The sequence below is a fragment of the Nocardia terpenica genome (assembly GCF_013186535.1).
GTDB lineage: Bacteria > Actinomycetota > Actinomycetes > Mycobacteriales > Mycobacteriaceae > Nocardia > Nocardia terpenica.
Genome location: NZ_JABMCZ010000002.1, coordinates 1,494,005 through 1,511,210 on the forward strand (window position 1 = coordinate 1,494,005; position 17,206 = coordinate 1,511,210).

A 17,206-nucleotide genomic window follows, 5' to 3' on the forward strand; every position below is an offset into this window, starting at 1 on the left:
TCGACGTGTCAGGCCATTACGGTCTCGGGTGCTTCCTCGATCACTTCTTCGCCGAGCAGATCCGGGTCCTGGATCTCACTGTCGACCTCGGCTTCGTCTTCGGCGGTGACCTCGGGGTCGGCCGCCTCCGGCTCAGGCTCGGGTTGCGGTTCGGGCTCGGTTTCCGGCTCGGCCTCCGTTTCGGGGGCCGGTTCGGTCTCGGGAGGAGTGGATCCGGCGGGCAAACCCTTCGACTCAGGGTCGATCACCGGCTGCGCCTGGTCCTCACCGTTGACGGTGGTCTCCGGTTCGGGCTCGGGCTCGCTGATTGTCTTGCCGCGCTTACGCTTAGGCTTTTGCTCAGGCTCGGGTTCCGGTTCGTCGATCGGTGCCAGCACCCATTCGGCAGTGTTGTTGCCGATGTAGGTGACGAGCTGATCGGGCGTCCGGTTTTGGAGCGCGCCGGTGGTCTGGTGGAAGTAGCCAGTCATCTCGGCCATGCAGGCCCAGCCGGTTCCGGGGATGTGCTCGAAGGTGGCCGACAGAGTCCGCCGGTTGTCGCGGCGGTTTCCGCCTGCGTCGACTGGGGTTCCGATGACGACCACTCGAGGGCGGCCGTCGTCGGCAGTGCGCTGCAGAACCTCGTAGCACCAGCCGGAAAGGAACAGTGCACCCATTAGATTCGCGAAGTCGTCGTTGTCGTACAGCAGGGCCGACCCCTTGAACGGGTCGCCTTCTTCCGGAGCCAGCCGGGTGCCGCACGTTTGGCAGTACGGGTTCGGCTTGGCGGCTTCGGCTTCGGGCTTCGGCTCGACGGCACGGGACTTCTTGCGGTTGGACATGATTTCTCCCAGTGAACTACTGCGACGGATTTCGCCGCAGAATGGAAGAACAGAATTCCTCTGTTCTGGCAATCACACTGTGGAGTTCTCAAAGGACATACAGGGGCCACGCAGTGGGTAAGGCTGTGTGCGACATCCCCCGAGGGAAAGGATTCACCCAGAAGACAATATGAGTACGCCGTGCCATTAGGCGGATTGTTGGGGCAACCCTGGCAATCAGTCAGAGTCAGGTACCCAAGTGGCTGAAGGTGAGGAAGGTATTCAACCCCCTCACAACCATCACACAACACACAGCCTTGGTTGTCAAGTGGTTGGTAACTCCTTTCTTGAAATTCCCTCAGAATCAGTCTTCAAGCCCCTGAGATGACTTACCCAAACTCCCTCAACCTCAGAAGAAACTAGAGGCTCACAGGGAAATTCAGGGGGTACTGTAGATGGTTCTCAGTACCCAGATGGGACCATCAGGAATCAGGACTCTAACCCTTCCCTAGGTGCCCTATGGTGGGGAAGTGAGGCTCTGCAAGCTTCACTGCACAGTGAAGGACAATTGCCTATGCACAACTCGCCACGATCAAGAGCGCCACTGGCCGGCATCACGCATTCAGGTACCGGAGAACCCTCGTGATCACGATTCCCGGAATGCCGTCGTCGACCGAAATGCTGGAAACCCTCGCCGCAGCCGACCATCCGGTGATTCTCAACTTCTCCCGCGGCAAGGACTCCGTCGCCCTCTGGTTCGAGCTCGAAGCCCACGGCATCGACGTCATCCCGATACACAAGTCCATCGTCCCCGGACTGAAGTTCGTCCGAGACGACCTCGACCGCTACGAGCAGCGGTTCGACACCCGCATCATCGACCTGCCAGCAGATGCGTTCTGGCGGATGCTCGACGCCTTCGTATTCCAGCCACCGGACCGATGCGCCATCATCGAAGCCGCCAACCTGTGGGTACCCACCCGCGAAGAATGGGACATTCTAATGCGGGAGGAATATGCCACACCAGGAACCTGGATCGCTGATGGCGTGCGAGCATCCGATTCCGCCCAGCGGATGATGGCGTTCAAACGGTGGGGGCCGGTGAAAAACCGCACCCGCCGCCAGTCCCCGATATGGGACTGGACGACGAAAGAAGTCTGGGCTCGGATCAAGCGTGAAGGCTGGCTCATGGGACCGGATTATCAAATGTTCGGCCGCAGCCTCGACGGAATCCGCTACGACTACCTCGGACCGATCCGCGATTTCTATCCCGACGACTACGAAACAATTCTCCGCTGGTTCCCACTCGCAGAGTTGGAGATCTTCCGCGCCGAGGTGATGAATGCCGCTGTCCGATGAGGCTCGAAACGCTCTGAAAGCGGGCAGAGCGAAAATGCAAGCCTCCCGCGAGGAAGTCACGGCCGCCTTGAACAGGCAACCGCACCCTGATCCGCTCGCGAACGTCCGCGACGAGTCCACCGGTAGCCTCGAAGGCGACACGAAAGCGATGCTCAACGCGCTCGGCAAGGGGCTATCCGGGGCCAGCAAGGACTGGGCGGCCAAATTCGCCGCCATGAACGACTCCGAGTACTGGTTCGCGATCTGCTTCCGCAGCCGCGCCCAAAAGGAAAGGTTCCTCCGCGAAGCCGGGTTGCTGCAGCTCGGCGACAAGTACATCGACGGCGAAAAAGCCGCACGCATCCTCGGCATCGACCTCGACTCCGGCGAGTAACCAACCCGAGCCATTCTCTGATCGCCCTCACCGGCCCGCCGCCGGTGAGGGCGTTCGCATGCATCCAGGAAGGAGGGAAACCCCATGGCAGCCAACCGTTTCACCGGCGCCGGTCGCCGACTGGGCCGCGTCAACCGGTCCACCACCGGCCTGCGCGGCAGCCGCCAGGCCGCGGCCGCGGGCCGCGCATCCCTGAGCGGCTCGTAATCCGCGCCGCTGGCCATCCCTGCCAGCCCGGACCGGCAGGGATGGCCAGCAGACATCGACTCCGACGAGGTGACCATGACCGCTGCGGACTTCCCCGTAATCCCCCTGCGCCGCGCGTCACAGACACCGATGGCGGCGTCGACCGGGGCACCGGAGCCGCCTGAATGGCTGACCGAGCTGGGCCGCCAGGTATGGCAGCAGCTGGCCTCGCGGATCGAGCTGACACCTACCGCCCTCGGTGAATTCGCCTGCTACTGCGAAGCATTGGCCGAGTTCCAGGAGTCCACGCAACTCCTGTCCGAGACCGGGCTGCTGATCGTCGACGCCAACGGCGCACCGGTTCTCAACCCCATCTCGGCGGTGCGTGACCGGGCCGACCGCAAGATTGCGGCCTGGGCGGCGAGGTTCCGCACCTGATGCCGCCGAAGCCCAGAAACGCCCGCTCGAAGAGATCCGGGGCGCGGGGTGGGTCCGGCAAGATCACCGACACCGGCAGGCAACGCATCATCGACCTGCACGCCGTCGGGAAGGGCCGCAACCAGATCGCCGCCGAACTCGGCGTCGACCCGCGCACCATCACCTACTGGGCGAATAAGCTCGGCCTGCGGTTCGACCAAGCCATCACCGCCGAGGCGACAGCCGCCCGTCTCGAGCAACTGAAGGGCCGCCGCCTCGACATGGCCGAGATGATCGCCGCCCGCATCGATGACCTGCACGAGCGGCTCTGGAGCCCGCATACCACCTACGAACGCGGCGACGGCGAACTGATCCCGGTCACACTGCCCCTGCCACCACTGCGGGACCTCCGCGACGGCTACACCGCCCTGTCGCTGGCGCTGCGCAGCCTCACCGAGCTGGTCAACAGCCAAGCCAACGAGACTGTCGCCGCCGACCGCTCCATGCTGGCCGACCTTGCCCGCAACCTGAAGTCCGCGGTCGAGGCCGACCACGCTCGAGGGGAACCGACACCGGAATGAACCGTCTGCTGGAAGATCTGCCGATCTCACGTAAGCAGGCGGTCAGCATCGTCGAAGCCGACGCTCGGGCGAACGTGTGGGACGGCGCGATCCGCTCCGGCAAGACCATCTCCTCCATCCTGCGGTGGCAGATGTTCGTCGCCGACCCACCGCCCGGCGGACAGCTGATCATGGTGGGCCGCACCCGAGATAGCCTGGCCCGCAACGTCATCGAGCCCATGCGCGACCCAGCGCTGTTCGGGCCACTCGCCTACCGCGTCTCCTACACCGTCGGGGCGGGCACCGCGAACATCCTGGGCCGCCGCGTCTACGTCCTCGGCGCATCCGACGTGAAAGCGGAGAAGTCGCTGCGCGGCCTAACCGTCGCCGGGGCCTACCTCGACGAGATCACCGTCATCCAGGAGGATTTCTTCAAGCAGGTCTTGGGCCGCATGAGCCTGGACTCCTCGAAGTTGTTCGGCACCACCAACCCCGACTCACCGAATCACTGGCTGAAGAAGGACTATCTCGACCGCATCCGGTCCGGGCAGCTCCCGGACTGGCGCACCTGGCGATTCACTCTCGACGACAACCCGGCACTGTCGGAGGAGAAGAAGAACCAGTACAAGCGTGAGTACACCGGCCTGTGGTATCGGCGGTTCGTGCTCGGCGAATGGGTGGCCGCCGACGGCGCGGTCTACGACTCGTGGGACGAGACCCGGCATGTGATCGCCTGGGATCGGTTGCCGGTCATGCAAGACGTGGTCGCTGTCGGCGTCGATTACGGCACCACCAACCCCACCAGCGCGATCCTGCTCGGCGTCGGCGTCGACGGCGTGCTCTACCTGATCGACGAATACCGATACCAGGCATCCAGCGACGCCGCCCGGCTCACCGACGGCCAGCTGTCGGCCCAGATCCGGACATGGCTTGCCGCACAGCATTTGCCGCCGCACCCGGCCACCGGGCACGTGCAGGCGAGCGCACCAGGCGCGATCGTCGTCGACCCGGCCGCTGCCTCCTTCCGCGTGCAACTGCGCGAAGACGGCGTACTGACCGCGGCCGCCGACAACGACGTGCTGTACGGGATCCGGCTCGTCTCGTCGCTCCTGGGCGCAGGGAAGCTGCGGGTATCCACCCGCTGCACCGGATTCCTGTCCGAAGTCACCGGCTACAGCTGGGATTCCAAGGCCACCGAACAGGGCATCGACGCACCGATCAAGGTCGCTGACCACTCCTTGGATGCCGCCCGCTACGCCATCGCCACCACCGAACGCCGCTGGCGACCCTACATCGACTTCGCTGCCGAGCCCCGGCCGCCCAACCACGATCGAGAGGGGGTGACCCCGTGATCACCATCGTCGACGACATCCTGAAGCTGGCCGCTGACCTGCTGCCGATCCTGCTGCCCGCGCTCGGGAGTGCCTGACACACCCAAACTCCCAGAGCGGCACTGGGTTACCACTATGCCGTGCACAACTGGATAGCGCCGTCTCCCCGAACCCGTCTCCCCGCAGCGGATCCGGGGAGACGGGCATCCCATCGACCGAAAGGCATCACCGGATCATGGTGGCCTCCAGCCTGTTCCAGCTGCGTCACCACCTCGCACGAGCCTGCATCATCACCGGCCTGCGGATCGGGCGGCGCAGTCTCCCGGTATCGCCACCCCGCCCATGGTCACCGCGGGTGCCCGCGGTGGCGTCCGTGCCGACTTCGATCACCATCATCTAGGAGGCAACGCTCATGGACCGTGCGAATCGCACCGCGTCCGGCGCACCTACCGCCGACGCCCGCCAGAAGTTCGGGTTTTCCGACGGGTCGTTCCCGATCTGGGACCAAGCCAGCGCCGAAGACGCAATCAACCTGCGCCACAACGGGCACCGGCCGCCCGGCGCGGTACTCAATCACGTCAACCGCTGGGCCAACGCCCACGGCAACACCGCCGTCCAGGACCAGGTCAAGATGGCGCGTGTCCGCGATGCCAAACGCAAGTGAGGCCGGGTGAAGCATTGGCACCACCACCCCGGCGTCCGCACCGGCAACCAGCTCAGCTTCGGTGAACGCGCCGCCGACCTCATGCGCCACCACATGGGCAGCTGGGTGTTCGTGTTCGCGTTCTCCGCGGTCATGAGCGCCTGGATACTCACCAGCGGGCTCGGACACGATCTCTATCCGTACATCCTGCTCAACCTCGTACTGTCGACACTGGGCGCCCTCCAGGGGTCGATCATCCTGATCGCCCAGAACCGGGCCGACCAGATCGCCGCCGAGGTCGCCAAGCACACCCTCAACAACACCGAGACACTTCGTACCGATGTGGCGACAACCAAGATCGATGTGCGAGTGTTGTCGGAGGCTATCGACCACGCCATCGACCTGCTCGAAGACCGTGCCGACGGTAAGGCACCCTCGTGGCGCAACTGACCCGCCGTAAACATCCAGGCGAACTGAACCGATTGCGCGCCGGAGTGCTCGGCGCCAACGACGGCATCGTGTCCGTTGCCGGGATTCTCACCGGCGTCGCCGCCGCCACCGATAACCGCACCACGATCCTCGCCACAGCGATCGCCGCTGTCGCGGCGGGAGCGGTGTCGATGGGACTCGGCGAATTCGTGTCGATGGCCGCGCAACGCGACAGCGAGCGAGAGTTGATCGCCACCGGCCGGATGCTGACCGACGACCTGGCCCGGCCATGGCAGGCCGCAGCCGCGTCAGCGGCGTCGTTCGCGTGCGGCGCGGCTCTGCCGCTGCTCGCGGTCCTCACCACGTCCGCTCGCTGGCGGGCGCTCGTAGTGGCGGTCGCCACACTGGCGGCGCTGTCGCTGACCGGTGTGGTTTCGGCCCGGTTGGCTGGCACCCGTGTGGGCCGGTCCGCAGCCCGGGTCGTAGCCGGTGGCGCAGCTGCGATGGCACTGACCTGGACGGTAGGGCATCTCACCGGCGTATCCGGCCTCTGACCTCGGAGAGCGAATCGTGTTGTCCCCCCTCACTCTGTGGCGCTGGCTGCGTGCCGAGCACGAAGCCACCCACCCGTTCCCTGTCCCCCGTTTCATCCTCGACATCCTGGAGATCCTCATGACCGTTCAAGACGACATCAACGCCCTCGCCACCGGCATCGCCACCGACGTGAAGACGCTCGGCGACGGATTCACCACACTGCATGCCAAGATCGCCGACCTGGAGAAGCAGCACGGTATCGACCTCACCGAGCTGAAGAACGACGCTGCGGCACTGCACAACGTCGCCCAGGGCCTGGCTACTGCGATCGCTCCCGCGTCCCCGGCACCCGCCGAGCCCACACCCGCTCCGGTGGCGGGCACGCTCGCCGCCGGAGTCACGACAGGGCCAGCTGCCGACACCACTACGCCGACTCCGCCCGCTGCCTCCTGACCCGTCTCCCCGCGTAGCTGGAGACCGCGGTTCCGGGAGCGTCACAACCCTTATCTACACCGAGGGCAAGCACCCCCATGACCCTCCTGCTCTGCGGGAGGCGAGGCCGTTGCTGCGCTCCCGGAACCGCCATGTCCTTCATCACTTCCCCGCTCGCTGATCGGAGCACACGTGTTCGGCCTGTCGCTCGACCCCGACACCCCGCTGGTGCCGCAATACGGGTTGAACGCCGCCTACGCCTCGATAGGAATCCAATCCGACACCAGCCTTCCCCTGTCCGGTGCCCAATGGCCGCCGCAGCCATTCAACGTGGCGCAGAAGCAATTCCACGTCTGGTCGTCCTGGTACGCCAACGACATCGCCGAACTACAGAACATCTACATTCAGCAAAATCGCGTCAGGCCAACGGCTTTCAGCGGCGGCTTGGTCGGCCGCCTGCAAAAGTTCTTCTGGGGCCGTCCAAATTTGCAGAGCAACCCGCGGCTGCATGTGCCCGCCGCGTCGGATCTCGCGCGCACATCCGCCGATCTGTTGTTCGCCGAGCCGTGGACCATCACCCTCGCCCAGAGCGACACCGGCAACGCCGCGAAGGCCGATCCGCGCCTGCAGACCGTGTTCGGCGGTGACGACACCGTGGCCGCGATGTTGGAGGCCGCCGAGCTGGCCAGCGCCCTCGGCGGCGTCTATCTGCGCCTGTGGTGGGACACGTCCTTCGCCGACCGGGTGCTGATGGATTCGGTCGCCGCCGACGCCGCCGTCCCCGTGTGGCGGTACAACCAACTCGCCGCGGTCACCTTCTGGCGGGTCATCAGCAACGACAACGGAACCTGGATCCGCCACCTCGAAAAGCACGTGCCCGGCCGCATCTTCCACGGCCTCTACGAAGGCGACCAGGGTCAGCTCGGGCGCCAGATCCCGCTCACCGAATCACCAGAGACCGCCTGGGCGGCGGAGGTCGTCGGCACCGACGGCGGTATCGACACCGGTGTCGATCAGCTCACCGCCTGCTATGTCCCCAACGCACGCCCGAACCGGGTGTGGCGCAACACCCCTGGCCTGTCGGTGCTCGGCCGCTCCGACTACGACGGCCTCGAGCCACTGTTCGATAGCCTGGATCAGGCGTACTCGTCGTGGATGCGCGACATCGAGCTCGGCAAAGCACGCCTGTTCGTCGACGAGAGCTTGTTGCAATCCCAAGGCCCCGGGTCGGGTGCCGCGTGGGACGGGGAACAGTCGATCTTCACCAAGCTGCGTGGCGGCCTCGGCACCATGGCGCAAGGCGCGACCGGCATTCAGGCCAACCAGTTCTCGATCCGCTGGCAGGAACACTCCCAGACGTGTGCCGAGCTGTTGAACACGATCCTGCGCGGCGCGGGGATCTCGACGGGCAGCTTCGCCGACACCGCGTTGACGGTCGGTGTACCAACCGCGACCGAGATCGACTCCCGCGACAACCTCAGCGAGAGAACCCGTACCAAGAAGATCAGCCTGTGGAAGGCCGCGGTCGGCCCGCTGATCCGCACCGGGATGCAGATCGATGACAGCCTGTTCGGCACCGGTGCAGCCCTGTCGGATATCCCCGAGATCCGGTTCCCGACACGGTCGATGCAGTCCCCGTCCGAGCTGTCGCAGACCTTGCAGTTGCTGGCACTGGCGCAGGCGATCTCGACCGAGCAGAAAGTGGTCGAACTGCACCCGAATTGGTCGGCCGAAGACATCACCGCCGAAGTGGCCAGAATCAAAGCCGAGGCTGCCGCAACCGGATTCGTCGACGACGGCACCGCCCCACAGATCCCGCACGCCCTCCCCGTTCCCGCTGGCGGACGATGAACAGGATCAGCCGCAGTGACCGCACCGGCGCCCGTCGATACGCAATCGGTTACCGCTCAGGCGGAATCGTGGGAGCGTGCGTTGCTCGCGGCCGTTACCGCTGCCGTGCTGACCACGGTCCGGAACGGAACCGCGGCCCGATGGAGGCCAGAGCTGCGGTTGCACCGTGACCTGCACACAGTGACCGCCACCATGACGCGTGCCATCGTGCTGGCAACCACAGACACGGTCCTCGGTGCGGCTGCCTCCGGGCACGCCGACGCTGTAGTCGAACTCGGCGACCAGCCACCGCATATCGTCCCGATCCCATGGTCGGCCACCGGCCACACCGCCGCTGCACACCGCGCTGTGCGGGCTGCGGGCCTGCATGCCGAGCAGTCGGCGCTGGGCGTCTACCGCCGGGTTGCGGCCGCGGTTGCCGCTCATTCGGCAGCCACCGAGGCCGCGCGCCTGGCGGTCGCGCAGCGTGTCCTGGACGGCGCCACCACCAACGGTGTTGCCGCCCTGGTGGACCGGGCTGGACGAGCGTGGAGTTTGCCCGCCTACCTCGAGATGCTGGTCCGCACCCTAGCCACTCGGGCTCGTGTCGACGTTTTCACCGGGTCGCTGTCGGCTGCCGGTCATGACCTGGTGGTGGTCGGCACCTCGCCGCAGCCGTGCGAGGTGTGCGCGCCGTTCGAGGGCGCAGTGCTGTCGATCAGCGGTTTATCGGTCGATCCACCAGTGCTGTGCAACGTCGAGCACGCCCGCGAGGCGGGATTGTGGCACCCGAACTGTCGTCACCGCGTCAACCTGTGGAGTTCGGGCGGCGACGGGCTGGAACGTGGTCCGGGGCCGCGTGATTCCGCGTCGCCGGTCGGCGAGTGGGTACGCCGGTTGCGGCAGGCGCGCCGCCGCCGCGCGACCGCATTGTCCGCTTCCGCTTGGAATGTTGCGGATCAGCGAATCCGTGTCGTGCGCAACACCCTTCGGCAGCTGCGCCGCTCATAGAAGTTTCCGTCCACTGCGCCTGGCCCGCACGGGGGACGGCCTGATGTCGCCGCCGATCGGCGGTATCTGTTCTGGTGACCCGAGACCCTGATGGTTTACGGGCTGCCGCCTTGTGTACAGGCGACGCCAGGAGCGCGCCAGAAAGGCAAATCCGATGACCGACACCATCGTTGATGTCACCGCCGACACTGCGGGTGCAGCCGCCGACTCCAATCCCACCGCGGAGTCACCGCGGCCGAACCCGCCCGCATTTCAGGGCAAATCCACTCCCGGCGCCGGTGACGACGCCGACCCTCCGGAGACGGCTGAACAGCTGCGGCCCGAGGCGGAACCGAAGACGTTCAGCGCCGACTACGTGCAGAAGCTGCGCAGTGAAAATGCGAAGCTGCGCACCGAATTTCGTGACGGGCTCGCCGAAGCCCGTGCGGACGCCGAGCGAGCCGCCCAGGAGGCGGCGGACCGATCGCGACACGAAATGGCCGAGTCGATCGGCAAGGCACTGGGCCTGATCGAGGACGACAAGCCGGTCGATCCGGCCGAACTCGTCGCCCAGGCCGAACAGAAACGTCAGCAAGCCCAGGCCGCCGCCGAAGCGTCCGCCGCGAGGGCACGCGCCATGCAGGTGGAGCTGGCCCTGTATCGGGCCGCCGAAGCTGCGGGGGTCGACTCCGGAGCGCTGCTGGATTCCCGCTCGTTCATGGCCAGAGTCGAGGGACTCGACCCTGGCGCAGCAGATTTCGGCGACAGGATCGCCGAGCACATCGTCGCAGCAGTGGATGCGAACCCTGGCTTCAAACGACCAGCGCCACGCACCACACCGGCACGCTCCGGCGGGGACATGTCCGGCGGCAACGGCGACCCCTCCGGACAGGAGGAGTACGACGTCAACCGGCTACGCCAATTGCGCACGGAGTCCCGCGAGAAGGGCCGCGCCGGTGGTGGGGTCACCCGTGGAATGTCGACGCCGGTCCCGCCGGACTGGGTCATGTCCTGAGCTCGTGCCCGGAACGGGTCACCGCCGCACAACACAACTGAAAACAACTGAATAGAGGACATTCGCTGTGGCGAACCAATTTCTGACCCCGCAGCTCATCGCTCAGCAGGCGTTGGCCACGTTGTACGAGTCGTTGGTGATGGTGCCGCTCGTCTACACGGACATCAGCTCCGAGTTCACCGCGCAGAAACCGGGCAACACCATCATGGTTCGGAAGCCCGCTGTGTTCCAGGCACAGAACTTCGTGCAGGGCAGCGGGATCCAGTTGCAGTCTGCCAATGAAGGCAACATCCCGGTCACGCTCAACCAGGTGGCCGACGTCAGTTTCTCGGTCACCTCGCAGGAGCTGACGCTGTCGATCGTCAACTTCGACGAGCAGTTGCTCACCCCGGCCTGTATGGCGCTGGCGGAGAAGATCGACCGCGACATCCTGTCGCTACGCTCCCAGATCACCCAAACCGTCGGCGTGCAGGGCGGCAATAACGTCGCAAATTGGAACGCACCGGAAGTGCTGATCGACGCGGCCCGTGTGCTGGACGTGGCCAAGGTTCCCGTCGACGGCCGTGCCGTTGTCACCGGCCCGTACACGAAAGCCAACTGGCTCAACAGCCAGCTGCTCAAGTTCGTCATGAACTCGGGTAACACCGACGCGCTGCGCAAGGCATCGATCGGGCAGAACCTTTTCGGGTTCGACGCCTACCAGACCCAGAACGTGAAGGCCCCCACCAGCGCGCCCGCCACGGGTAGCGGATTGCCCACCACCGAGGCCGGTGTCGCCTTTCACCAGTCGGCATTCTGCTTCGCTTCCGCACCGTTGGAGCTGGCTCCCGGCAGCTTCGCATCGGTCCAGTCCTACAGCGGCTTGTCGGTGAGGGTCGCCTACCAGTACGACATCCTCCAGAAACAGACGATCGTCAGCTTGGACACCCTCTATGGCGTCCAGGTCCTCGACCCGAACCGGGCCTGTCTGGTCCAGGGAGCGCTCGCCTGATGGCCGACTACTATCGCGACACCATCACGGGCAACGTTTACCAGCCTGTCGATGACGAGCATCGCGCCTACTTCGAGAAGTGGGCACGATTCGTGTCGGTCGACAATCTCGATGAGCTGGCCGCCACCTCGGCACCGGACTCGGCAACTGTCTCGGGTAGCGCGCGTGGCAAGAAGGCTGCCGCGCCCGTGCGGTGAAACCGCCACGGGTCCGAGGCGGCGCGGTGTTCGCCTCGTTCACCCTCGCCTGGATCGCCTATGACGCGGCGGCTCCAGACGGGGAGATGCTGACCGATGCGGCGCCGTATCCACGTTCGGCACCCGGTGTTGTGGACGCTCACGGTGGTGGCCACGGCTGCGCACCTGCTCGACGGGTACCGAGCCGTCGGTGTCCCCCGCCTGGATCCCTTCATGCAGGCGGCGCACATCGCCCGCAACGTCGCCTTTCGGCGAAACAGATTCCCACACAACTGAATACGGAGTCGGGGTGCTGATCTATGCGACCGCGGTCGATCTCACCGCATCCCATGCCGACGGGACACCGCCATGGCTGCCGTCGACGCCCGCAACCGCAGGTCTGCTGTTGCGTCACGCCTCCAACCTGGTGACCCGAGCAACCCGCCTGGATCGGTATTTCACCTACCCGCTTCCGGCCGGGGGCGCGCCCCCCGCGTCCGCACCGGCGGGCACCGATACCGGGAAGCCATCCGATCCGGCTGTGTCGCAAGCATTTTGCGATGCGACATGTCAGCAGGTGGTGTTCTGGGTGACCGCAGGCATCAACCCGGATGCGCAGCTGACTGGACAACCGCGGTTCATCTCATCGCAGACGGTTCCGGGCAGCTCGGTGTCCTACGACACCAGCAGTTCGGCGCAATGGCTGGAGACCGCGGTCACCGAGCTGTGCGACGCCAGCGTGGACATCCTCCGCAACGCCGGATTGATGACGCTGCGAACTGAAGTGTGGTGACCTGATGCCGCAGACACTGCCGCTGACATTCGCCTTCGGCGTCATGCTCGGCGTGATGCGCGGCCCGGCGCAGGACGTGCACGGGGACACCAATCGCGCGCCGTCCCACATGATCGGACCGGCCGCGATGGCCTGGCAGTCCGGGCAGGCCACACACGGGACCGCGGGGCCGCGCGACCTCCGCAACGAGACGATTTTCGACATCACCGCGCCACCCGGATCGGATGTGCGCAAAGCTGACCGGCTGCTGGTGCCGCCCGGCGTGCTCACCGTGGCCGGGTCTGTGCTGCTGCACGTCTTGGCCGAACCGGAATGCCCGACAAACGCTTTCACCGGCTGGCAACCGTTCACCAGGATCCACGCCGTCTTCTACAGCTGACCACCACCGTGTTCGTGAAAGGGGTGCCTCGTGCGGTACGACCCGAAAGGCAACAACCTGCGCGACATACCCCGCTTCGGCCCGAAGGTACATGCCATCGTGCATCGGAAAGCCCAAGCGGGAGCCCGGATCTGGCGCACCAACAGCATCATCGTGACCGGATACAACGCCAGTCATGTCCAGGTGATCGACAGCCGCAATCCCGACAATGGCGCTCAGCAGAGCATCGTGTATGTCTCCGGCCGCTACGCGAAATGGCGTGAGCTGGGATCGAGCCGGGCCGGACCCCGCGCGCCCGAGCGGGTGCTGCTACGTGCCCGTCCCATCATCAAGGAAGCGTAATGACCAGTCCCGCAACGCATTCCGTGACTGGTCAACTCACAGACACGACCCTAACAGCGGTGTCGGAGACGGTCCCCGACGCCGGTTACGGCGCCGGGCGACTGTCGGCCGCGATCAGCGAGCGATATCCGGTGCCGGGCGCGTTTCTGGACTGGGAACAGGTGTGTGTCGACCTGCTGACGCCGCTCGCTTACACCTGCTCGGCTCTGCCACCGGATATGCAGGCGCTGGATGCCCTGTTGCCGCTAGTCCTCGTGCGCCGAGTCGGCGGTGGTCTGGACGTGAACGCAATCACCGACACCGCGCTCATGCAATGCACGGCATTCGCCCCTACCCGGGCGCTATCGCAGCAGTTGGCCTCCCAAGTGCGTGAAGCACTGCTCGCCTGCCCCGGAGATCAGGTCAACGGGGTACTCGTCGACTACGTCGAGGAGATGTCCGGACAGCTCGAGGTGACCGATCTCGACCCGTTGAACCGCACCGTCGAGGTCGCGTTCCGGATGGAGGCGCGCCGACAGCTGTGAAATCGGCTACGCCACAACTGAATACATAACTGAATACTGATTGGAGCCCTTCGTGGCTGGTATCGGCACCTCGTTGACGACGTTGAAGAACGCACAACGCGCCCTGCTGCTGAAACCCCTGGATGCGGCCGTATTCCTCGCACCGTGGTACACCCCCTCCCCGACCGCGTTCACCGACAACACAGCGACGTTGCAGCCGCTCCCGACCGGATACCTGTCGGTTGGCCTGATCGACAAGAAAAGTGGTGTCGCGTTCGCGCGTAACGTGACGGCTGCGCCGATCGAGTCGTACGGCGAACTCCAGCCCACCAGGGATGACATTGTCGACGACACCACCACCTTGGAGTTCGAGCCGCAGCAGACCAACGCGTTGACGATCGCTCTCACCACGAACGCTGCCCTTCAGTCCATCCAGGCCAGCGGCATCAACGGGGAGGTGCTGTTCGCGCAGCCGTCGGCTCCGCAGATCGTTTACTACTCGGCGATCGTGATCGGCAAGGACGGTACTGATTCGAACCCGATCTACATCTACAAGGTGATGCCGAAGGTCGCCGTCACCAAGTGGGGCGGCGAGAACTGGGTGCCGACCGGACTCACCAGCCAGAAGCTGACCCTCACGGCATTCAAGGATGATGTCGCCGGGTTCGCGGTGGCGCACGGGTTTGGTGGCGCAGGCTGGAAGGCGTTGCTTGCCAAGACGGGTATCCCGTATCCGGTCACCAGCCTGAGCCTGTCTCCGAACACACTGACCGTCGTGCACGGCGGCGCGCCATCGATACCGATCACGGTAGTCGACCAACTCGGCAACCCTGTCACCGGCACCATCGCGTGGACATCGTCGGCGACCGCCACCGCCACCGTCTCCAACGCCGGGATCGTCACTGGTATCGCCGCAGGGACAGCGACGATCACCGCTACCTATACCCCCGCGGGCGGTGCCACCGCGACCGGCACCTGCACCGTCACCGTCAGCTGATCAGCAGTTCACGTCAGCGTGAATGGCATCGACGACCTGCTGCCGCTGTTCGCTTGTCAGCGTCGCCCACTCGGGAGACTGCTGTACCGCCCCGATCATGAACGTCTGGATCTCGGCGTCACTCGCGTTCGGCACCTGTTCCCGATAGGTCGCCGCCAGCGAACGGTATTTCGAGCACGGAAACTGCGTCACCGATGCCGCACCCTCGGTTGTGGCGGACGGTGTTGTAGTGCTGTTCGCCGCCGCCGACGTACTGGCCGTCTCGACCGGTGGCGGCGTCGCAGGAGCCCCCGGAGCGGTAGTGGCCGATGTGGGTATGGCGACCGGATGGCCACTACCGCCTCCACCGCATCCGGTCAGCAGGATTGCCGCCGCTGAAACCGCCACGGCGGCAGCGATTCTCGATACCACCCTGGATTTCTACCAGACGAAAGAGCCTTATGCCTGCCGTACCAACGAAATACCCGGTCCAGGTAAGCGATGGAACCCGCACCTACGAGGTGTTCGACGCAACCTCCTACGTCAACGCCGTCTACGGGCAAGGCCACAAACCAGTCGCTCCGCTCGCCGAGCCGCCGCAAGCGCCGCCCGTCTCGACGACATCGACCCGCACCACCGTCCCCACACCTGCGGCCGCCGTCCCGGTCGTATCTCCCATCCCTGCAACGGAAGTGAAGGACAACAAATGAGCCAGACCGCGATCCCCGCCGCCCGCGCCGACGCGACCCCGATCACCGACGCTCCCACTCCCGATCACACCATCTATCCCGGCTCGGACGCGTTGTCGAAGTACTACCCGTCCCCCGCCCAGTCACGCGTCGGCGCAGGCCAGACCGACAACTCCCCCGATGTGTCGGTGGTCGACGGCTCCGGTGTGTGGCGGATCGGCAGCTGATATGGCCGCCCGCAAGACATCTCGCGCCGACGTCCAGGTCGGCCGCTTCTACGAGTTGCAGCAGGAACTGTCGGCGACGCGCCGCGGCCCGTACCAGCTGACCGAAGCGATCTCGATTCCCCCGCTCACCCTGGCGCAGTCACGGGCGATCAGGAAGGCGAACAGCGACGACGAGCAGTTGAAGATTCTGCTCGGGGAGCACTTCGCCGCGATCATCGCGCTCTACGACGACCGACCGCTGGATGAGTGGCTCGCCTTTCAGAACGACCTGTATGCGCACTTCTTCGGGCAGGGCGCTCGCGAGCTGCCGGGGGGATCGTCGGGCTCGTAGAGTTCTGGGACTCCTTCGGCGACGCGCTCGACTACGACCTGCTCGAGCGTGGCATCGATGTCCGAGACGCATTCGGGCCCAGTTATCTTCGTACCCGTGATTGGCGGACTGTGTGGCGGTTCAAGGACCGGCTGCCGCGTCAATCCCACTACAAGTCAGCACTGGCCTTGGACGAGGAACTGGCGCAGCAGCTCCTCAACCGCGAGGACGCAGAAGCCGACACCGACCACGACCGGGCTGGTATCTCGCCGGTCGGCTACAGCATCGATACGTACCTGCTGCTGTCGATCATTGATGCCCTGATGGGCGTGCAGGCCGCCATCGTCGCCGCGGCCGGAGCGGATCCGCCGCACGTAACACCGATGCCGCGGCCGGAGACTGCCGTCGATCGAGTTCGTGAGCAGCGGCGTACCGCCTCCATGCAGGCGTTGATCGATCTGTTCACCCCACCGTCTCATCCAGAGGAATTCCCGATGTCGATCTTCGAAGCCACCTTGCCCGCGCAGGCGGCAGGCGGCGCGGACGCGATCACCGTTGCTGGTGTATTCGAACCGCAGAATTTTACTGGCGTCACGGTGTCGAGCGTGGTGGTGTGCCCGCCAGCTGGATATGCCACCGTGACCGGCGCTGCCACCAACAACGTCACCATCACCGTGCGCCAGATCCGCGGCGGTTCCGTCGTCGCTGCCTTCGCGACACTCACTCTCACGACGGGCGTAAATCTGGGCGCCGAGATCCCGCTCACCGTCCCGGTCGTCGTGGCGCCGCAACTTGCCTCCGGAGACGTGGTCGACATACTTCTGCATCAGAACGGGGCAGGCATTGCCCTCGGCGCGGGCCTGACCGCACAGATCACGGTTAGTTGAAACGCGGCGACAAGTTCCTGTGTATCTGACAGCTTCT

At 65.4% G+C, this 17,206-nt stretch carries 26 protein-coding genes; 24 read left to right on the top strand and 2 right to left on the bottom strand.

Going from position 1 to position 17,206, the window contains the following annotated elements; genetic code table 11:
* Positions 1–8: 8 nt before the first annotated feature.
* The gene (locus tag HPY32_RS43900) at positions 9–821 is read right to left on the bottom strand and encodes a hypothetical protein (RefSeq protein ID WP_067579495.1); all 813 of its coding nucleotides are present in this window, start codon (positions 819–821) and stop codon (positions 9–11) included.
* 621 nt (positions 822–1,442) lie between these two features.
* On the opposite strand from HPY32_RS43900, the gene HPY32_RS18640 reads away from it, so the two are divergent.
* From HPY32_RS18640 to HPY32_RS46175, 21 genes are all read left to right on the top strand, one after another.
* Positions 1,443–2,156, top strand: coding sequence for an adenine nucleotide alpha hydrolase family protein (locus tag HPY32_RS18640; RefSeq protein WP_082870692.1), 714 nt, complete (start codon positions 1,443–1,445; stop codon positions 2,154–2,156).
* Positions 2,140–2,529: a hypothetical protein gene (locus HPY32_RS18645; RefSeq protein WP_156673973.1), complete on the top strand. Its 390-nt coding sequence runs from the start codon at positions 2,140–2,142 to the stop codon at positions 2,527–2,529. Before HPY32_RS18640 ends, HPY32_RS18645 begins: the two co-directional genes overlap by 17 nt.
* Before the next feature lie 84 nt (positions 2,530–2,613).
* Complete coding sequence (locus tag HPY32_RS45705; protein ID WP_269456471.1) at positions 2,614–2,736, top strand: hypothetical protein; 123 nt, start codon at positions 2,614–2,616, stop codon at positions 2,734–2,736.
* Positions 2,737–2,811: 75 nt separating this feature from the next.
* Positions 2,812–3,153: a P27 family phage terminase small subunit gene (locus HPY32_RS18650; protein ID WP_067579492.1), complete on the top strand. Its 342-nt coding sequence runs from the start codon at positions 2,812–2,814 to the stop codon at positions 3,151–3,153.
* A complete protein-coding gene (locus HPY32_RS18655) occupies positions 3,153–3,713 on the top strand; it encodes a helix-turn-helix domain-containing protein (protein ID WP_067579490.1) in 561 nt (186 codons plus the stop codon). Before HPY32_RS18650 ends, HPY32_RS18655 begins: the two co-directional genes overlap by 1 nt.
* Positions 3,710–5,044, top strand: a complete 1,335-nt coding sequence (locus HPY32_RS18660) for a PBSX family phage terminase large subunit (RefSeq protein ID WP_067579488.1) — start codon at positions 3,710–3,712, stop codon at positions 5,042–5,044. The genes HPY32_RS18655 and HPY32_RS18660 overlap by 4 nt, the downstream gene beginning before the upstream one ends.
* A gap of 391 nt (positions 5,045–5,435) precedes the next feature.
* Complete coding sequence (locus HPY32_RS18665) at positions 5,436–5,687, top strand: hypothetical protein (RefSeq protein WP_067579486.1); 252 nt, start codon at positions 5,436–5,438, stop codon at positions 5,685–5,687.
* A 6-nt stretch (positions 5,688–5,693) separates the two neighbouring features.
* Positions 5,694–6,116 carry a DUF1003 domain-containing protein gene (locus HPY32_RS18670; protein WP_067579484.1) on the top strand — a complete coding sequence of 141 codons (423 nt, stop codon included), beginning with the start codon at positions 5,694–5,696 and terminating at the stop codon, positions 6,114–6,116.
* The gene (locus HPY32_RS18675; protein ID WP_067579482.1) at positions 6,104–6,649 is read left to right on the top strand and encodes a VIT1/CCC1 transporter family protein; all 546 of its coding nucleotides are present in this window, start codon (positions 6,104–6,106) and stop codon (positions 6,647–6,649) included. Before HPY32_RS18670 ends, HPY32_RS18675 begins: the two co-directional genes overlap by 13 nt.
* A gap of 16 nt (positions 6,650–6,665) precedes the next feature.
* Positions 6,666–7,082, top strand: a complete 417-nt coding sequence (locus tag HPY32_RS18680; protein ID WP_067579480.1) for a hypothetical protein — start codon at positions 6,666–6,668, stop codon at positions 7,080–7,082.
* A 171-nt stretch (positions 7,083–7,253) separates the two neighbouring features.
* Positions 7,254–8,912 carry a phage portal protein gene (locus HPY32_RS18685; protein WP_067579478.1) on the top strand — a complete coding sequence of 553 codons (1,659 nt, stop codon included), beginning with the start codon at positions 7,254–7,256 and terminating at the stop codon, positions 8,910–8,912.
* A 192-nt stretch (positions 8,913–9,104) separates the two neighbouring features.
* On the top strand, positions 9,105–9,902 hold the full coding sequence (locus tag HPY32_RS18690) for a phage minor capsid protein (protein ID WP_156673972.1): 798 nt from the start codon (positions 9,105–9,107) through the stop codon (positions 9,900–9,902).
* Positions 9,903–10,056: 154 nt separating this feature from the next.
* Positions 10,057–10,896, top strand: coding sequence for a hypothetical protein (locus HPY32_RS18695; RefSeq protein WP_067579475.1), 840 nt, complete (start codon positions 10,057–10,059; stop codon positions 10,894–10,896).
* Positions 10,897–10,963: 67 nt separating this feature from the next.
* The gene (locus HPY32_RS18700; protein WP_067579473.1) at positions 10,964–11,887 is read left to right on the top strand and encodes a major capsid protein; all 924 of its coding nucleotides are present in this window, start codon (positions 10,964–10,966) and stop codon (positions 11,885–11,887) included.
* Positions 11,887–12,084 carry a hypothetical protein gene (locus HPY32_RS18705; RefSeq protein WP_067579472.1) on the top strand — a complete coding sequence of 66 codons (198 nt, stop codon included), beginning with the start codon at positions 11,887–11,889 and terminating at the stop codon, positions 12,082–12,084. The genes HPY32_RS18700 and HPY32_RS18705 overlap by 1 nt, the downstream gene beginning before the upstream one ends.
* Positions 12,085–12,180: 96 nt before the next feature.
* On the top strand, positions 12,181–12,360 hold the full coding sequence (locus HPY32_RS46810) for a DUF7427 family protein (RefSeq protein ID WP_444939653.1): 180 nt from the start codon (positions 12,181–12,183) through the stop codon (positions 12,358–12,360).
* 13 nt (positions 12,361–12,373) lie between these two features.
* Positions 12,374–12,856, top strand: a complete 483-nt coding sequence (locus HPY32_RS18710) for a hypothetical protein (RefSeq protein WP_067579470.1) — start codon at positions 12,374–12,376, stop codon at positions 12,854–12,856.
* A gap of 4 nt (positions 12,857–12,860) precedes the next feature.
* Positions 12,861–13,235: a hypothetical protein gene (locus HPY32_RS18715; RefSeq protein WP_067579468.1), complete on the top strand. Its 375-nt coding sequence runs from the start codon at positions 12,861–12,863 to the stop codon at positions 13,233–13,235.
* A gap of 30 nt (positions 13,236–13,265) precedes the next feature.
* A complete protein-coding gene (locus HPY32_RS18720) occupies positions 13,266–13,577 on the top strand; it encodes a hypothetical protein (RefSeq protein WP_067579467.1) in 312 nt (103 codons plus the stop codon).
* Positions 13,578–13,690: 113 nt separating this feature from the next.
* Positions 13,691–14,101 carry a phage tail termination protein gene (locus HPY32_RS18725; RefSeq protein WP_444939656.1) on the top strand — a complete coding sequence of 137 codons (411 nt, stop codon included), beginning with the start codon at positions 13,691–13,693 and terminating at the stop codon, positions 14,099–14,101.
* A gap of 52 nt (positions 14,102–14,153) precedes the next feature.
* Entirely contained in the window at positions 14,154–15,077 is a 924-nt protein-coding gene (locus HPY32_RS46175) for an Ig-like domain-containing protein (RefSeq protein WP_197696348.1), read from the top strand.
* Here HPY32_RS46175 and HPY32_RS18735 read toward each other — a convergent pair whose 3' ends face one another.
* Positions 15,078–15,269 carry a hypothetical protein gene (locus HPY32_RS18735; RefSeq protein ID WP_067579460.1) on the bottom strand — a complete coding sequence of 64 codons (192 nt, stop codon included), beginning with the start codon at positions 15,267–15,269 and terminating at the stop codon, positions 15,078–15,080.
* Between the two features lie 493 nt (positions 15,270–15,762).
* Between HPY32_RS18735 and HPY32_RS18740 the strand changes: the two genes are divergently transcribed.
* From HPY32_RS18740 to HPY32_RS18750, 3 genes are all read left to right on the top strand, one after another.
* On the top strand, positions 15,763–15,972 hold the full coding sequence (locus HPY32_RS18740) for a hypothetical protein (protein WP_067579458.1): 210 nt from the start codon (positions 15,763–15,765) through the stop codon (positions 15,970–15,972).
* A 1-nt stretch (position 15,973) separates the two neighbouring features.
* Entirely contained in the window at positions 15,974–16,303 is a 330-nt protein-coding gene (locus tag HPY32_RS18745) for a hypothetical protein (RefSeq protein ID WP_067579457.1), read from the top strand.
* 167 nt (positions 16,304–16,470) lie between these two features.
* The gene (locus tag HPY32_RS18750; RefSeq protein WP_156673971.1) at positions 16,471–17,169 is read left to right on the top strand and encodes a hypothetical protein; all 699 of its coding nucleotides are present in this window, start codon (positions 16,471–16,473) and stop codon (positions 17,167–17,169) included.
* The last annotated feature ends 37 nt before the right edge of the window (positions 17,170–17,206 follow it).

What these genes read in the sequence shown, in the direction of transcription:
- HPY32_RS43900 (WP_067579495.1), bottom strand. Translation starts at nt 821, where the DNA reads ATGTCCAACCGCAAGAAGTCCCGTGCCGTCGAGCCGAAGCCCGAAGCC.
- HPY32_RS18645 (WP_156673973.1), top strand. Translation starts at nt 2,140, where the DNA reads ATGCCGCTGTCCGATGAGGCTCGAAACGCTCTGAAAGCGGGCAGAGCG.
- HPY32_RS45705 (WP_269456471.1), top strand. Translation starts at nt 2,614, where the DNA reads ATGGCAGCCAACCGTTTCACCGGCGCCGGTCGCCGACTGGGCCGCGTC.
- HPY32_RS18650 (WP_067579492.1), top strand. Translation starts at nt 2,812, where the DNA reads ATGACCGCTGCGGACTTCCCCGTAATCCCCCTGCGCCGCGCGTCACAG.
- HPY32_RS18655 (WP_067579490.1), top strand. Translation starts at nt 3,153, where the DNA reads ATGCCGCCGAAGCCCAGAAACGCCCGCTCGAAGAGATCCGGGGCGCGG.
- HPY32_RS18660 (WP_067579488.1), top strand. Translation starts at nt 3,710, where the DNA reads ATGAACCGTCTGCTGGAAGATCTGCCGATCTCACGTAAGCAGGCGGTC.
- HPY32_RS18665 (WP_067579486.1), top strand. Translation starts at nt 5,436, where the DNA reads ATGGACCGTGCGAATCGCACCGCGTCCGGCGCACCTACCGCCGACGCC.
- HPY32_RS18690 (WP_156673972.1), top strand. Translation starts at nt 9,105, where the DNA reads ATGACGCGTGCCATCGTGCTGGCAACCACAGACACGGTCCTCGGTGCG.
- HPY32_RS18695 (WP_067579475.1), top strand. Translation starts at nt 10,057, where the DNA reads ATGACCGACACCATCGTTGATGTCACCGCCGACACTGCGGGTGCAGCC.
- HPY32_RS18705 (WP_067579472.1), top strand. Translation starts at nt 11,887, where the DNA reads ATGGCCGACTACTATCGCGACACCATCACGGGCAACGTTTACCAGCCT.
- HPY32_RS46810 (WP_444939653.1), top strand. Translation starts at nt 12,181, where the DNA reads ATGCGGCGCCGTATCCACGTTCGGCACCCGGTGTTGTGGACGCTCACG.
- HPY32_RS18715 (WP_067579468.1), top strand. Translation starts at nt 12,861, where the DNA reads ATGCCGCAGACACTGCCGCTGACATTCGCCTTCGGCGTCATGCTCGGC.
- HPY32_RS18740 (WP_067579458.1), top strand. Translation starts at nt 15,763, where the DNA reads ATGAGCCAGACCGCGATCCCCGCCGCCCGCGCCGACGCGACCCCGATC.
- HPY32_RS18745 (WP_067579457.1), top strand. Translation starts at nt 15,974, where the DNA reads ATGGCCGCCCGCAAGACATCTCGCGCCGACGTCCAGGTCGGCCGCTTC.